This is a genomic window from Ruegeria sp. BG6, assembly GCF_056538465.1.
Map to the genome: position 1 here is coordinate 46840 of NZ_JBQFTB010000012.1, position 14546 is coordinate 61385.

The following is a 14546-nucleotide window of genomic DNA, read 5'->3' on the forward strand; positions in this document are numbered from 1 at the left end:
GCAGAAATAATTTGATCAAATTATCTCTTGCCCGTATTTGGCGGCAGTGACAGAGTGACGCCGAGCCCGAAGCCGGAGCAACAGGGTCAGGAGGACAGGCCATGATCGAGAAACGCAATTTCTACATCAACGGACAGTGGGTCGCGCCGTCAGCGCCCCAGGATTTCAACGTCATCAACCCCTCGACCGAGGAACCATGCGCGGTGATTTCACTGGGCTCGCAGGCGGATACCGACGCTGCAGTCGCTGCTGCCAAGGCGGCTCTGCCGGGTTGGATGGCGACACCGGTGGCGCAGCGGATCGCAATGGTGGAAAAACTTGCAGATATCTACCAGACCCGCAGCGAAGATCTGGCGCAGGCGATGTCGCTTGAGATGGGTGCGCCGATCGACATGGCGCGCACCCAGCAATCAGGTGCAGGTATCTGGCACCTGAAGAACTTCATCCGGGCCGCCAAAGCCTTTGAGTTCGAGCGTCCGCTGGGCGACCACGCCCCAAATGACCGAATCATCTACGAGGCCGTCGGCGTGGCGGCCCTGATCACCCCGTGGAACTGGCCGATGAACCAGATCACGCTCAAGGTCGGTGCGGCGGCGATCGCGGGCTGCACCATGGTGCTGAAACCCTCGGAACAAAGCCCGCTGAACGCGATGATCTTTGCCGAGATGATGGACGAGGCAGGCTTTCCGCCCGGTGTGTTCAACCTCGTGAACGGTGATGGCGCCGGGGTCGGCTCGCAACTGTCTGCGCATCCGGATGTGGATATGGTCAGCTTCACCGGCTCGACCCGTGCTGGGACCGCAATTTCGAAAAGCGCGGCTGATACCTTGAAGAAAGTTCATCTGGAACTGGGCGGCAAGGGCGCCAATGTCGTCTTCGCCGACGCGGACGAAAAGGCGGTCAAGCGCGGTGTTCTGCACATGATGAACAACACGGGCCAAAGCTGCAACGCGCCCAGCCGTATGCTGGTGCAACGTCCGATTTATGATCAGGCGGTCGAAACGGCGGCCGAAGTGGCCGGTAAGGTCACTGTCGGCAGCGCCGCCGAAGAAGGTCGCCACATTGGCCCGGTCGTGAATGAGGTGCAGTGGACCAAGATTCAGGACCTGATCCAGAAAGGCATTGACGAAGGCGCACGCCTGGTCGCGGGCGGCACCGGTCGGCCTGAAGGTTTGAACAAGGGCTACTATGTTCGGCCCACAGTGTTTGCCGATGCCAACAACCAGATGACCATCGCCCGCGAGGAGATCTTTGGCCCGGTTCTGACCATGATCCCCTTCGACACCGAGGAAGAGGCCATCGGGATCGCCAATGACACGCCCTACGGCCTGACGAACTATGTCCAGACACAGGACGGTGCGCGCGCCAACCGGATGGCCCGCGCCCTGAGGTCCGGCATGGTTGAGATGAATGGCCAGTCCCGCAGTGCCGGCTCGCCCTTTGGCGGCATGAAGCAATCCGGCAATGGGCGCGAAGGCGGCGTCTGGGGGCTTGAGGATTTTCTGGAAGTCAAAGCCGTCGGCGGCTGGGCGGCAGAGTAACGCGCCACAACAAGTCAGATGCGCGGCACCCGAGGGTGCCTCGCTTACTGGGCGTCAGGCATCCGCCTGCGCGGCTTCGTATGCCAGCATCGCGCGTTTCACCGGCAACCCCCAGTGATAGCCACCCAACCCGCCGGATTTGCGCAGGGCGCGGTGGCAGGGGATCAGCCAGCTGACCGGGTTGCGGCCCACGGCTGTTCCCACGGCGCGCACGGCTTGTGGTGAACCGACCCGCTGCGCAATCTCGGAATAGGTCGTGACCTGACCCGACGGGATGTGCATCAGCGCTTCCCACACCTTGATCTGTAGAGGAGAGCCAAGCAGGTGCAGCGGCGTCTCGGCGCGGCTGGGCCCGAAGGCACCTTGCACCCAAGGGTTCAGGCGTTCGGAATTTTCCACAAACTCCGCATTCGGCCAGCGCGCGACCATGTCCTCCATCGCTGCTTCCCCGCCCGTCTCGGACGCAAACGCGATACCGCAGATGCCCTTTTCCGTTCCCATGACCAGAGCCGGGCCAAAGGGGCTTTCGAACCAGCCCCAGAAGATCGCCAGTCCTTCGCCTTTGCGGGCGTATTCGCCGGGGCTCATGGATTCCCATTTGAGGAACAGATCGTGCAGGCGGCCACTGCCGGACAGGCCGACATTGTGCGCGGTTTCCAATGTGGTGAACCGTTCCCTCAGCAGCGCCTTGGCGTGGCCCAACGTCAGATATTGCTGGTAACGTTTCGGCGACACCCCGGTCCAGCGCGAGAACAACCGCTGAAAATGCGCGGGGCTCATATCCATCTGGCGAGCAAGCTCATCAAGGCTGAGCGCTTCGCCGCCCTGGTCGATCAGATCGATGGCCCGGCGCATGACGTTGTAGTGATAGCCGGTTTCTGGATTCTGGACGTTCATGTTGCACCTCTTCGCTTGCACTAACATTACCGCGCTCAGACCAATGCCGCGACCCGGAACCTGCGCATATTCTTGTCAACTGAGTTGACGAATTGTTTTTCGCCCATCAAGATTGAGGTCATGGAACATTCGTTGGATCAGCTCTATCAGGCAGTTCAGGCCACACGGCCCCTGCTACGCAACATTACAGCCGCGGTTGAACGCGGCAGCAATCGCGAAGGCGTAACTGTTGGACAACGTGCGATCCTTGAGGGGTTATCCCTTTTCCCCGGAGCGACGGCCCCACAGTTGTGCACCGAGTTGCAGCTAAAACGGCAATACGTCGCGCGCATCCTGCAGGAAGTGAAGAAGGCCGGTCTGGTCGACAGTCGCGCCAACCCCAAGCGCGCGCGTTCTTATTGCTATAGGCTGACCCCCACCGGCCAAGACATCATCACTGCGATCAGAACAGATGAAATGTCAAAACTGGCCGGTTTTTCCAAAGACTTCTCTCCCGAAGAGCTTGCGACTTACCATAAGGTGCAACTGGCGCTCACACGGTTTTTTGCCAATCTGACTGAGGAGGTATGAGATGTCAGTTCTTTGGATCATCGTCGCCGGAATTGTGATCGCGGTTCTCTATGTTCTCAATGAAATTCGCAGGATCGGCACGCCAACAACCGGACCGGCAATTGATCTGGCCGCTCGCCCGGCAACGGCGCTGGTGGTGATCGACATGCAAACTGATTTCACCTCAGTGCCCGGATGGGATGCAGCGGAGTTGGATGGTACCATTTCGAACATCAGAGACTCCGTCAGGCAGGCTCACGAGGACAGAATGCCCGTGATCGCCATTCGGCACGTTTTCAAGGGCAGGCTGGCGAACCTTCTGAACGGCTGGTTTAATCAGGGGCGTGGCAATGAAGGGTCGGCCGGGATCGAGACCGATCCGCGCCTCGGGCTGGATGCGGAAACGGAATTTGTGAAATCCATAGGTGATGCCTTTTCCTCGAATGCGTTTGAACAGTTTTTGGAAGACAATCGGATCGGAACACTGATCCTGACCGGTCTTGATGGTTGTCATTGCGTCAACAAGACGGCGCAGGGGGCGCTGAACCGGGGGTATCGGGTGCACATAGACCCGACGGCTGTTCTGGCGGCCAATCCAGCAAACTGGGCGAAGGTCAAGGAGCGGCTGGAGTTAAATGGGGCGGAGCTTCGAGGTCTGTAGGCGTGAAATTCCGATAGCAGCCCCGACACTCGGCCATTCGTATTGTCAATTTCCCGCCTTTTTAATTGCGGGCAGCGATCCGGCAGGGCATACCGTTCTGGATGGCTAAACAACTCGACTACCACACGATCCGAGAGATCTTCACACGCTTTCAACAAGCCGACCCGGAACCCAAAGGCGAGTTGGAACATGTCAATGTCTACACCCTGGTCGTGGCGGTGGCGCTTTCGGCGCAGGCAACAGATGCGGGTGTCAACAAGGCCACGCGCGCGCTGTTCAAGATCGCAGATACACCGCAGAAGATGCTGGAGCTGGGCGAAGAGGGTCTGACCGAACACATCAAGACCATCGGATTGTTTCGTCAGAAAGCCAAGAACGTCATCAAGCTGAGCCGAATTCTGGTCGAGCAATATGGCGGCGAAGTTCCCAACTCCCGTGCCGCGCTGCAATCGCTGCCGGGGGTGGGGCGCAAGACGGCCAATGTGGTGCTGAACATGTGGTGGCGGCAACCGGCGCAGGCGGTGGACACACATATCTTTCGCGTTGGCAACAGAACCGGGATCTGCCCCGGCAAGGACGTGGATGCCGTCGAGCGTGCCATCGAGGACAACATTCCGGCCGATTTCCAATTGCACGCGCATCACTGGCTGATCCTGCACGGCCGCTATCATTGTAAAGCGCGCAAACCTCTGTGCGGAACCTGCATTATCCGCGATCTCTGTCAATTCGAGGACAAGAACCTATGAAAACCTACCAGCTTGTCGGCATCGGAAATGCCGTCGTTGACGTGATTTCCCAAGCCGATGACAGCTTTCTTGAGCTGATGGGTATCGAGAAAGGCATCATGCAACTGATCGAACGCGAGCGAGGCGAGGTGCTGTACGCCGCGATGGGCAGTCGGGTCCAGACGCCCGGTGGCTCGGTGGCCAATACCATCGCCGGGGCCGGAGCGCTTGGGCTGGACGCTGCCTTCATCGGTCGGGTGCATGACGATGCGCTGGGCCGGTTCTATGCCAACGCGATGAACGAAGACGGTGTGGATTTCGTGAACGCCCCGGTCCCGGGTGGTGAACTGCCGACCTCGCGCTCAATGATCTTTGTCTCGCCCGATGGTGAACGGTCGATGAACACCTATCTGGGGATTTCCTCGGAACTGTCGTCCAAGGATGTTCCAGCGGACGTGGCAGGCAACAGCCAGATCATGTTTCTTGAGGGTTATCTGTTTGACAAGGAAAAGGGCAAGGCTGCGTTCCTTGAGGCCGCGCGCAATTGCCACAAAGGCGGCGGCAAGGCGGGTATCGCCATTTCAGATCCCTTCTGCGTGGAACGCCACCGGGTGGACTTCCTTCTGCTGATCGAGAACGAACTGGATTTCGTAATCGGCAACGAAGCCGAGATCAAGTCGTTGTTCGAAACTGACGACCTGGAAGAAGCGTTGGCCAAAACCGCCGAGATTTGTCGGCTGGTCGTATGCACCCGCTCGGGCGACGGTGTGACGATTCTGCACGAAGGACAGCGCATCGACGTTCCCGTTCAGAAGGTTGTACCGGTGGATGCGACCGGCGCGGGCGACCAGTTCGCCGCCGGGTTCCTGTTCGGCATGGCCACAGGCCGGGATTATGAGACCTGCGCCCGGATCGGCAATATCTGCGCCCGTGAAGTCATCAGCCATATCGGACCGAGGCCCGAAGCGGATCTGGTCGCGCTGTTGCGGGAAGAAGGATTGCTCTGACCCCTGCATGGATGCATTCCTGACCCGCCTGCCGGATCGGCTGGCGGGTTTTCTTTTTCAGGATCGGCGGATCGGGCGCGGGTATTTCTGCGAAACATTGCGCCGACGTGTCCTGATCGCTTGGAAAAAACTGTTTAACAACAGAAGGCATTTCTTCTTATCATTCAGCCGAAGCCCTTCGCTGCTCCCGGCGTTCTGGCACTGTTTGAAAAGCGAAACTTAATTTGGCACGTAAATCCGATAATTCCTTTCTGGGCCCATTCTTTATCCGTTCCCGATCCGGATGTACCCACAAGTCAGCGGCGTCCCAGGATTTGAAGGTGAAGAACCTTTCGGTGGATTCAGCGCGTTGAGGCGGGGTCTGGTCGCACTTCTGGTGCTATGGGCCGCCGCAGCGCAGGCCGAACCGGATTGTGCCGAAAGCCCGGTGCGAAACGCGGTCGATCTGGTTGCCTTTGAAATCGACGCACTTGAATCGGACAAGGCATCGGACCTGCCTGCCGAAACACCCGGGACCGAAGTCACCGAGTCACGGCGACCGCAATTAAGGCCCTGCAAGTTCCGCAACATTGCCCGGGGACGCGAACGCATGCGCAATCGGGGTGCGGTGTGCAAAGACTGGACCATTCTGGGCGAAACGCTCAAACAGATATCGGGGCCATACAGGGGGTGCAGGATCGCGAACCCGGTTCGTGTCCGAAAGATCTCGGATGTCGCGCTCAGTCAATTGGCGTTGATGGATTGCGAAACCGCAATCACGCTGAAGACCTGGATTGAAAACACGGCCAAACCGGCGTTCGCGGATCAGGGCGGCGGCCTGAAAGGAATGCGGCTTGCGGGCCACTACGCCTGTCGGACGCAGAACAACCGGCCACGCGCGCGCCTGTCGGAACACGCCAGAGGCCGTGCCGTGGACATTTCTTCCTTTGTGCTCTGGGACGGCACCATCATCACGGTGGGCGACGGTTGGACAGATGAGGACAACAGCGACGTTTTGCGTGAACTGCACAAGGGTGCCTGTGGTCTGTTCGGAACAGTTCTCGGCCCAGATTCAGACCGGTTTCACAAAGGCCATTTTCATTTCGACACCGCCCGACGCGGCGGTGGGCCGTTGTGCCGGTAGGCGCAAGGCATAGTCATCACGCAGTCAAGTCGGCCGACGGACGCCTGACTTAGGACAGGTATTCTTCAAAGGCCTCCAACACACTTTGGTACACGTCCCGCTTGAACGGAACGATCTCGTCGACCAGGTGTGCGGGTTCCTGCCATTTCCAGCGTGTAAATTCCGGGTGTTCGGTCTGGATATCGATCTGATCGTCACGGCCTGTAAAGCGTAGCAGAAACCATTTCTGCTCCTGCCCGCGAAAGCGGCCCTTCCAGATTTTCGGAACGATGTCATGCGGCAGATCATAGGGCAGCCAGCCGTCGGTCTCGGCCACGATCTGAACCAGGTCCGCGGTGACGCCCGTCTCTTCCATCAGTTCGCGCAGGGCCGCATCGCGGGGGTCTTCGCCCTCGTCCACGCCACCTTGCGGCATTTGCCAGGCCTCGGCGTGGCGGTCGTTGCGCTGACCGACGAATATCCTGCCCTCGCCATTCATCAGCATCAGCCCGACGCAGGGACGATACGGCAGTCTGGCGATTTCTTCAGGTGTCATGTGCGGCCTCGTGAAAATGCTGTGTAGCGTCTGTAACAAGCGGCACGGCGAAGGCAAAGAGTATGACGTTAGGTTTCACGTGACAATGTTGACGCGAACGTCAATCTATCAGCCGAGTTTACGAGGGAGAGTTCCGCCATGACTGCGTACCCAAACATGCTGGCCCCGCTGGATCTGGGCTTTACCACGCTGAAAAACCGCGTGTTGATGGGGTCGATGCATACTGGGCTTGAGGAAACCGGCGACTGGAACCGGGTGGCCGAATTCTATGCCGACCGGGCGCGGGGCGGCGTGGCGCTGATGGTGACAGGCGGAATTGGCCCGAACCTTGAGGGATCGGTACTGCCCGGGGCGGCGATGATGACCAACGAGACAGAAGTGGCGAACCATTCCATCGTGACCCAGCGCGTGCACGACGCGGGCGGCAAGATCGCCATGCAAATCCTGCATGCGGGCCGTTATGCCTATGGCCCCAAATGCGTGGCCCCCAGCCCGGTCAAATCCCCGATCTCGCCGTTTCCCCCGCATGAGCTGGATGAAGAGGGTATCGAGAAGCAGATCAGCGACATCGTGACTGCCGCCGTTCTGGCGCAGAAAGCGGGCTATGACGGGGTCGAGATTATGGGGTCCGAGGGGTATTTCCTCAACCAGTTTCTTGTGACGCACACGAACAAGCGCACCGACCGCTGGGGCGGTTCCTACGAAAACCGGATGCGCCTGCCGATCGAGGTTGTGCGCCGCACGCGCGAGGCGGTGGGCGCCGAATTCATCATCATCTATCGCCTGTCGATGATCGATCTGATCCCCAACGGCTCGACCCATGACGAAGTTGTGCAACTGGCGCAGGAGATCGAAAAGGCGGGGGCCACGATCCTGAATACCGGGATCGGCTGGCACGAAGCGCGAATTCCGACGATTGCCACCAGCGTCCCACGCGCAGCTTTTGCGTGGGTGACCAAGAAGCTGATGGGCAAGGTGTCGATCCCGGTGATCACCTCGAACCGGATCAACACACCCGAAGTTGCCGAAGAAGTTCTGTCGACCGGTTGCGCCGACATGGTATCCTTGGCGCGGCCAATGCTGGCGGATGCGGATTTCGTGAACAAGGCCATCGCTGGCGACGGCGCAAAGATCGCGCCCTGTATCGCCTGCAATCAGGCCTGTCTGGATCATACATTCAGCGGCAAGCTGACCACCTGCCTGGTCAACCCGCGTGCCTGCAATGAAACTGAGCTGGTGATTTCCCAGGCGGAGGCGCCAAAAACCGTTGCCATTGTTGGCGCAGGGCCTGCCGGACTGTCCACCGCGATGACCGCCGCCCAGCGTGGTCACGACGTGACGCTGTTTGACCGCGCCGCCGAAATCGGCGGCCAGCTGAACATGGCCAAGCAGGTTCCGGGGAAAGAAGAATTCTGGGGCCTCGTCGATTGGTACCGCACCATGATGAGCGATCTTGGCGTGAAGCTGGAGCTGAACCGCGAGGTGCGGGCAGAGGACCTGACCGGATATGACGAAGTGGTGATTGCCACCGGCGTCACCCCGCGCGATCCGCAGATTCCGGGGCAGGATCGGGACAATGTCCTCAGCTATGTCGACGTATTGCGCAACAAGGCCGAGGTCGGGAAGTCCGTGGCCGTGATCGGCGCGGGCGGCATCGGGTTCGACGTGTCTGAGTATCTGGTCGAAGAAGGCCACAGCCCGACCACTGACCTGCCAGCTTGGATGAAGGAATGGGGTGTTACTGACCCGGCCAGGCACCGCTCGGGCCTTGCGCCGGAAGGGCCGCAACCCGAAGCGCCAAAACGCCAGGTCACGCTGCTGCAGCGCAAAAAACAGGCGCATGGCAAAGGTTTGGGCAAAACCACCGGCTGGATTCATCGAACGACACTGAAAATGAAGGACGTCAATTTCGTGGGCGGCGTGAACTATGAGCGTATCGATGATGAGGGCCTGCATGTCAGCTTTGGCGAAGAACGCGCCGACCCGACGGTGATTGCAGCGGACACGATCGTTCTGTGTTCCGGTCAGGTGTCCGAACGCAGTCTGGCAGATGCGCTGATCGAACGCGGAATTACGCCACATGTCATCGGTGGCGCGGATGTTGCGGCCGAACTGGACGCCAAACGGGCAATCAATCAGGGCACGCGGCTGGCAGCTGCGTTTTGACAGGAAGATCACAATTGCGCTGAGGGAAGCCGTCTCGAAAGAGGCGGCTTTTTTTGTGTCGCTTGACTCCTTTGGTACTAATGTACATATGTACCCAATGAGTCTAAAAATAGAGCGCACCCAGACGGGAATTCGAATCGAAAAGCGCCTGCTGAAAGTCCTGAAAGGACTGGCAGAGTCGCTGGACATGACCCTTGGCGATCTGATCGAAGGCATCGCCTTACACTGTTTTGAAAACAAGCCCGCGTTTTCTCAAGAGACGCTGGAGAAGATCAAACAGCTCAAAAGTGTCTATGACCTCGACTGGACAGCCGAGGACAGTCACCGTTTCAAGGAGGACGGAGAATGAGCGCCGATATCACCAACGCGTTTGAGGCACACGCCATCGACAACACGACGTTCGGACATGCTGAACATGTGCGGGTCGCTTACGACCTGCTTCGCAAATATGATTTTATCGATGCCGCCGCAATCTACGCCAAAGGAATTCGCACGCTTGCGGCCAAGGCCGGCGCTCCGGACAAATTCAATCTGACGATCACATATGCATTCATGAGCCTGATTGCAGAGCGCCTTGCCGATACTCAAACCGATGACTTTGAGTGTTTCACGCGGGAAAACCCCGATTTAATGGCCAAGACCGTGCTCGACCAGTGGTATTCAAAGGAACGGCTGAATTCCGCATTGGCGCGCGGTGTTTTCCTGCTGCCTGCCGCCGCTTAGAAGCATAGACTGCGCGACCTTTAGCTTATTCCACCGTAATCGTAATCACCTCGGACACAATCGGGGTCGCATGCGGTACGTGGCCCGCATCGCCCAAAACCAGTTGCAGCGTGTGTTCGCCCGGCGCAAGGTCCAGCGTTACCTGGGTCTGGCCGCCACCGAAATGCAGGTGATTGTCGTCTGCGGGCAGGCCATAGGACAGCTCGTCCGCTCCGTCCTCGCCCTCACCCAATGGCGGGCGGTCGATCAGCAGGTGGTGATGGCCGGTGTTTTCCTTTTCCGTCCCCGCAGGGGCAACCCCCATGCCGCTGAGGCCAAACACCACCGTGACCGGCGACTGGACGGTGGCACCATCCGCGAGATTGACAAAATAGACCCGGGCGTCGGGGTTTGACGGCGTCTCACCCTGGGCCAGCGCAAGCGAAGCGGACAGGCAAAGCGCGGCAACACCAAAAAATGATTTCATGATTCCCTCCCTGGACACAAATTTGCCATTCTCAACATAGCACGATTGGGCAATTATCCCCTGATTTGCTGACAAGGCACGTCCTGTAGCGCGCATGGAAACCACTGTTTCAGCGTTTCCCATGTGCAAACGATCCGAATCAAATCCCAGATATTATCCCATGTCTGCCCCGTTTCCGCCCAAGTTCAGGGCCATGGTCAGGCAAAGAACCAAGACCTGGGGTACGCGAATGGACCGATTGACCGAAATGGAAGCCTTTTCCAATGTAGTGGATCAGGGCGGCTTTACAGATGCGGCCAAAAAGATGGGCATCTCCAAATCGGCTGTCTCCAAGCATGTATCGAGCCTTGAGGCACGATTGGGTGCTAGACTGCTGAACCGGACAACGCGCCGCGTTTCGCCCACTGAGATCGGGCTGGCTTATTATGATCGTGCCCGCCGGGTGCTGAATGACGCAGGCGAAGCGGACGCGCTGGTGACATCGATGCAGTCCGCACCGTCCGGTCTGCTGCGGATCAGCGTGGCCACGGATTTTGGTGTGAATCACCTGTCGCCTGTGTTGTCCGGCTTTTTGTCGGCCTATCCCGACATCACCGTGAACATGGTGCTGAACAACCGGTACGTGGAGCTGATCTCAGAGGGGTTCGACGTCGCAGTGCGAATCGGAGAGCTGGAAGACAGCACGCTGCGCGCACGCAAGCTGACCGAAACCGTCAAACGGATGGTTGCGGCCCCCAGCTATATCGAGAAATACGGACGCCCGCAGAAGATTGACGATCTGAACGAACACAAGCTTCTGCACTATTCCAGCCAGTCATCCGGCAATGTCTGGAAACTGACTGCACCCTCGGGCGAAAAGCGGCAGGTTCGCACCGCCGGATGGCTGAGCGTCAATGACGGCCAATCCCTGCTGAACGCCGCCATCTCAGGGTTGGGTATCGCCTACCTGCCCAGCTATCTTTATGCCGACGCGATGAAGTCCGGCGCGGTACAGGACGCGATGCCGTCCCTGCCGGATGAGGTACAGGGCGTCTATGCCGTCTACCCGCCCGGCCGCTTCACGCAGCCCAAGGTACGAGCATTCATTGATTTTCTGGCTGATTCATTCAGCGACAAGGGTCCGATGGACTGGTAAATTCTCCCCGTGGCAACTGAACGGCCCGCACGCCTTTTGTGCGGGCCTTTTTTTGTCGCAGCCTAGGCAGGTCTGTTTGACACCTAATTGATCAGCAAAACCGCCTCGACCCGGCGATTGAGATCACGGCCTTCCGGCGTTGCATTCGAGGTGATCGGTGCCAGATATCCAACGCCTTCCGCCTCGATCCGGTCCGGCGCGACGCCATGTGCCTCGATCAGGCGGGTACGGACCGATTGGGCGCGTTTTGTGCTGACCGAGATATTGGCTTGCAGGTCGCCGGTGTCATCGGTGTTGCCCACAAGCGCCAGGCGCAGGTCGGGATTGTCGCCCAGAAACCCCGCCAGCAGCGCCAATGAGGCAAACGGACCCTCGCCCAAATTAACTTCACCGGTGCTGAAATGCAGGTCGTCCAGAATGACATGCCCATTCTGCTGCAAGTCCGCCAGCAGGCCACCTTCGGTTTCGACCGTTTCCTCGACCACAACCGGGGGCGGCGCGGTTTCCGCCACTGGTGTAACACGGATCATCTGCACGTACCCGTCGGGCGGATTGCGGCTGACCAGCAGGCTCAGCACTTCCAGATCGCGCGAGGCGGACAGAAAACGATAATCCTGAATGGCGACATACATGTCGGGCGTCGGAACCACTTCGATGCCAAAGCGGAAATCGAAACCGCCACAGGCGCGGGCCTCACATTCGAACCCAATATCAAAGCCCTGCGCGACAAGCTGATCCCTGAGCGGGGCCAGAATCTGCAACGTCGTGCTGGATCCGGCCTGAAGCTTCCAGGTAAAGCGTTCGACCCGCCCCTCGACCTCGCGTGTCGGGACTGCGCCATCGGCGAACGGACCGGTCGGCAGTGCGTAACTGTCCAGCGGGCTGGTACGGTCGCTGATCTGACGGGCACCGGTTGGCATCGTCAGGTCCTGCGCCGCTGCCGGAGCGGCCAGCATCAACAGGCAAAGGGCAACGCGGCGGATCATCTGAACTGGGCGTGATAATCGTCGTTCGGGACCATACCCGTGGCGCTGGCCACCCGGTTCGACATGTTGAAAAAGCCGGTCACGTTGGCGATGTCCCAGATATCACGATCCGAGAAACCAACGTCACGCAGCCGCTGGCGGTCGGTTTCCTCGATCTCGGCGCTGGCTGTCGTCATTCTGGCGGCGAAATCCAGCATCGCACGCTGCTTGTCGTCCAACGGCGCCACGCGGTAGTTCATCACCAGCATCTCGCCCAGCTGCGGGTTGCCGGACAATTGCCGGACGGCTGCGCCATGGGCCACAAGGCAGTAGAAACACTTGTTGATGGACGAGACCACAACCGCGATCATCTCGCGTTCCAGCTTGGTCAGCCCGCTGTCTGCCAGCATCAGATCGTTATACATCGCGGTGAACGCGTTCAGCTTGTCGATATCAAACGCATTGGCCTTCAGCACATTTGGCACCATGCCCAGCTTTTCGACGCAGATGTCGAAATACTTCTGTGTCTCGGGCGGCAGCGGGTCGACCATGGGGAGGTTCAGCGCTGTGGGCATGTCTTGATCGGGCACGGCTGTCTTTCTCCTCAGGCCAGCTGGCGGTAGTGATACTCTCCGGCGATCTCCATCCCAAGCGAGTGATAGAGACGATTGGCGCCGGTATTTGCCTTGGTGCAGATCACGCTAAAGGTATGGGCGCCGTTGTCCAGCGCCCATAAGGCCGCGGCGCGCATGGCCCATTGTCCCAGACCCTGTCGGCGATGGGCGGGCAGGATTTCCAAAGCATGCATCATGGCAACCCCTTCATGTACAGCCACAAATCCAACCCCCGCCGGTTGGTCCTTGCGCCGCAGAAGCAGGCCGGTCTTCGGGCCATCCGCCCGGTCCATGACGGCCAGACGCTGTGGCCCGATACCGGCCGTTGCCCAAATCTCGCACATGATCGCAAGCGGTTTCCAGATGGTAAAAACAGTCACGCGCGGCACCGGCACGTCCGTCAAATGCCCGACCGGGCAGGTGTAGATGTTGACCGGATCAAGCACCGTGTAGCCGCGTCCGGCAAGCTGGGCATCCAGCGCGTCGTCCCCCGGACGCAGACAGAAGAGGCGTTTCTGCCCCAGTTCCACCATAGCTTTCTCGGCCGCATCAATATCGGCTTCGGTCGCGGAAGAAGTCGCACTGGCGGCGGACACCCGAGAGCCGCCACCCTGCCCTTGCCGCAGCCGGAACGGCCCGATTGTTTCGTACGCGGCGGCTGGCCATGTGCCATCCACCACGGCTTCCCAGTTGACGCTCAAAGCTGAAGCTCTTTCGCCAGGCGGGTGGTTGCGGCGTCGATGCGGGCACCATCGGTGCCGCGCACGACGACGTTGGCACCAAAGACCCCGTTGATCTGGAACGGGTAGCAGCCGATGGTCAGATCGGAAAACTCCTCGGCCAGCGACGCCAGGGTTTGCGCGATATCCCCTTCACCGCGGTCAATGCGCAGGGTCTGCGACAACAACGGGCTGCCGCCGGTCAGCGTGGGCAGAACGCTGGCCACCATGGCCTGAAAGACGGAGGGCACCCCAGCCATCACATGCACGTTTTCGATGGTGAAGCCTGGCGCCGTCGAGACCGGGTTTTCGATCAGTACGGCACCGTCCGGAATGCGCGCCATGCGCAGACGGGCAGCGTTCAGGTCCAGCCCCGACTTGTCGTAATGCGCCTCCAGCAGGGCACGTGCGTCGGCGCGAATATCAATTGGGGTTTCAAACGCGCGGGCGATGCAATCGGCGGTGATATCGTCATGGGTCGGGCCGATGCCACCGCTGGTGAAGACATGATCGCGCGCATCGGACAGCGCCCTGACCGCCGCCTCGATGGCCGGTGCCTCATCTGAAACGATGCGGACCTCTTTCAGGTCGATGCCGTGCTTGGTCAGCTCCTGAGCAAGATAGTGCATATTGGCGTCGCGGGTGCGGCCGGACAGGATTTCATCCCCGATCACCAGCATTGCGGCGGTTGGATTGGCCATGTGCGCTCCCCTCTTGATC

The 14546-nt window shown here is 59.6% G+C and carries 18 protein-coding genes; 11 read left to right on the forward strand and 7 right to left on the reverse strand.

Annotation, left to right across the window (positions count from 1 at the left end; translation table 11 throughout):
* Nucleotides 1–101 precede the first annotated feature (101 nt).
* Nucleotides 102–1541, forward strand: a complete 1440-nt coding sequence (locus ACR0JW_RS18315; protein ID WP_170619085.1) for an aldehyde dehydrogenase family protein — start codon at nt 102–104, stop codon at nt 1539–1541.
* A 54-nt stretch (nt 1542–1595) separates the two neighbouring features.
* On the opposite strand, the gene ACR0JW_RS18320 is transcribed toward ACR0JW_RS18315, so the two are convergent.
* The gene (locus ACR0JW_RS18320) at nt 1596–2438 is read right to left on the reverse strand and encodes a bifunctional helix-turn-helix domain-containing protein/methylated-DNA--[protein]-cysteine S-methyltransferase (RefSeq protein WP_170679880.1); all 843 of its coding nucleotides are present in this window, start codon (nt 2436–2438) and stop codon (nt 1596–1598) included.
* Between the two features lie 120 nt (nt 2439–2558).
* On the opposite strand from ACR0JW_RS18320, the gene ACR0JW_RS18325 reads away from it, so the two are divergent.
* The 6 genes from ACR0JW_RS18325 (at nt 2559) to ACR0JW_RS18350 (ending at nt 6503) form a co-directional block, all read left to right on the forward strand.
* On the forward strand, nt 2559–3008 hold the full coding sequence (locus tag ACR0JW_RS18325; RefSeq protein ID WP_170679882.1) for a MarR family winged helix-turn-helix transcriptional regulator: 450 nt from the start codon (nt 2559–2561) through the stop codon (nt 3006–3008).
* A gap of 1 nt (nt 3009) precedes the next feature.
* Entirely contained in the window at nt 3010–3648 is a 639-nt protein-coding gene (locus tag ACR0JW_RS18330) for a cysteine hydrolase family protein (protein ID WP_170679884.1), read from the forward strand.
* A 101-nt stretch (nt 3649–3749) separates the two neighbouring features.
* Nucleotides 3750–4394, forward strand: coding sequence for an endonuclease III (gene nth, locus ACR0JW_RS18335; protein WP_480714277.1), 645 nt, complete (start codon nt 3750–3752; stop codon nt 4392–4394).
* Nucleotides 4391–5380: an adenosine kinase gene (locus ACR0JW_RS18340; protein WP_170679888.1), complete on the forward strand. Its 990-nt coding sequence runs from the start codon at nt 4391–4393 to the stop codon at nt 5378–5380. Before nth ends, ACR0JW_RS18340 begins: the two co-directional genes overlap by 4 nt.
* A 7-nt stretch (nt 5381–5387) precedes the next feature.
* Nucleotides 5388–5603 carry a hypothetical protein gene (locus ACR0JW_RS18345; protein WP_170679890.1) on the forward strand — a complete coding sequence of 72 codons (216 nt, stop codon included), beginning with the start codon at nt 5388–5390 and terminating at the stop codon, nt 5601–5603.
* A 126-nt stretch (nt 5604–5729) separates the two neighbouring features.
* Nucleotides 5730–6503 carry an extensin-like domain-containing protein gene (locus ACR0JW_RS18350; RefSeq protein WP_480714278.1) on the forward strand — a complete coding sequence of 258 codons (774 nt, stop codon included), beginning with the start codon at nt 5730–5732 and terminating at the stop codon, nt 6501–6503.
* A 49-nt stretch (nt 6504–6552) separates the two neighbouring features.
* On the opposite strand, the gene ACR0JW_RS18355 is transcribed toward ACR0JW_RS18350, so the two are convergent.
* The gene (locus ACR0JW_RS18355) at nt 6553–7038 is read right to left on the reverse strand and encodes an RNA pyrophosphohydrolase (protein WP_170679894.1); all 486 of its coding nucleotides are present in this window, start codon (nt 7036–7038) and stop codon (nt 6553–6555) included.
* A 138-nt stretch (nt 7039–7176) separates the two neighbouring features.
* Between ACR0JW_RS18355 and ACR0JW_RS18360 the strand changes: the two genes are divergently transcribed.
* From ACR0JW_RS18360 to ACR0JW_RS18370, 3 genes are read left to right on the forward strand one after another with little or no spacing between them, the layout of a single operon-like run.
* The gene (locus ACR0JW_RS18360; RefSeq protein ID WP_480714279.1) at nt 7177–9204 is read left to right on the forward strand and encodes a 2,4-dienoyl-CoA reductase FMN-binding domain-containing protein; all 2028 of its coding nucleotides are present in this window, start codon (nt 7177–7179) and stop codon (nt 9202–9204) included.
* Nucleotides 9137–9553, forward strand: coding sequence for a hypothetical protein (locus ACR0JW_RS18365; RefSeq protein WP_480714280.1), 417 nt, complete (start codon nt 9137–9139; stop codon nt 9551–9553). Before ACR0JW_RS18360 ends, ACR0JW_RS18365 begins: the two co-directional genes overlap by 68 nt.
* Entirely contained in the window at nt 9550–9927 is a 378-nt protein-coding gene (locus ACR0JW_RS18370) for a hypothetical protein (RefSeq protein WP_170679898.1), read from the forward strand. The genes ACR0JW_RS18365 and ACR0JW_RS18370 overlap by 4 nt, the downstream gene beginning before the upstream one ends.
* 25 nt (nt 9928–9952) lie before the next feature.
* Here ACR0JW_RS18370 and ACR0JW_RS18375 read toward each other — a convergent pair whose 3' ends face one another.
* A complete protein-coding gene (locus tag ACR0JW_RS18375; protein WP_170679900.1) occupies nt 9953–10393 on the reverse strand; it encodes a DUF4399 domain-containing protein in 441 nt (146 codons plus the stop codon).
* Between the two features lie 229 nt (nt 10394–10622).
* On the opposite strand from ACR0JW_RS18375, the gene ACR0JW_RS18380 reads away from it, so the two are divergent.
* A complete protein-coding gene (locus ACR0JW_RS18380; protein ID WP_170679902.1) occupies nt 10623–11528 on the forward strand; it encodes a LysR family transcriptional regulator in 906 nt (301 codons plus the stop codon).
* 83 nt (nt 11529–11611) lie between these two features.
* Here the strand turns inward: ACR0JW_RS18380 and ACR0JW_RS18385 are convergent, their stop codons facing one another.
* The 4 genes from ACR0JW_RS18385 to ACR0JW_RS18400 are packed head-to-tail and all read right to left on the reverse strand — an operon-like array spanning nt 11612 to nt 14527.
* Nucleotides 11612–12514 carry an OmpA family protein gene (locus tag ACR0JW_RS18385; RefSeq protein WP_170679904.1) on the reverse strand — a complete coding sequence of 301 codons (903 nt, stop codon included), beginning with the start codon at nt 12512–12514 and terminating at the stop codon, nt 11612–11614.
* Complete coding sequence (locus tag ACR0JW_RS18390; protein WP_480714281.1) at nt 12511–13083, reverse strand: peroxidase-related enzyme; 573 nt, start codon at nt 13081–13083, stop codon at nt 12511–12513. Before ACR0JW_RS18390 ends, ACR0JW_RS18385 begins: the two co-directional genes overlap by 4 nt.
* Nucleotides 13084–13097: 14 nt before the next feature.
* A complete protein-coding gene (locus ACR0JW_RS18395; RefSeq protein ID WP_170679906.1) occupies nt 13098–13808 on the reverse strand; it encodes a GNAT family N-acetyltransferase in 711 nt (236 codons plus the stop codon).
* Complete coding sequence (locus tag ACR0JW_RS18400; RefSeq protein ID WP_480714282.1) at nt 13805–14527, reverse strand: competence/damage-inducible protein A; 723 nt, start codon at nt 14525–14527, stop codon at nt 13805–13807. The genes ACR0JW_RS18395 and ACR0JW_RS18400 overlap by 4 nt, the downstream gene beginning before the upstream one ends.
* Between the last annotated feature and the right edge of the window lie 19 nt (nt 14528–14546).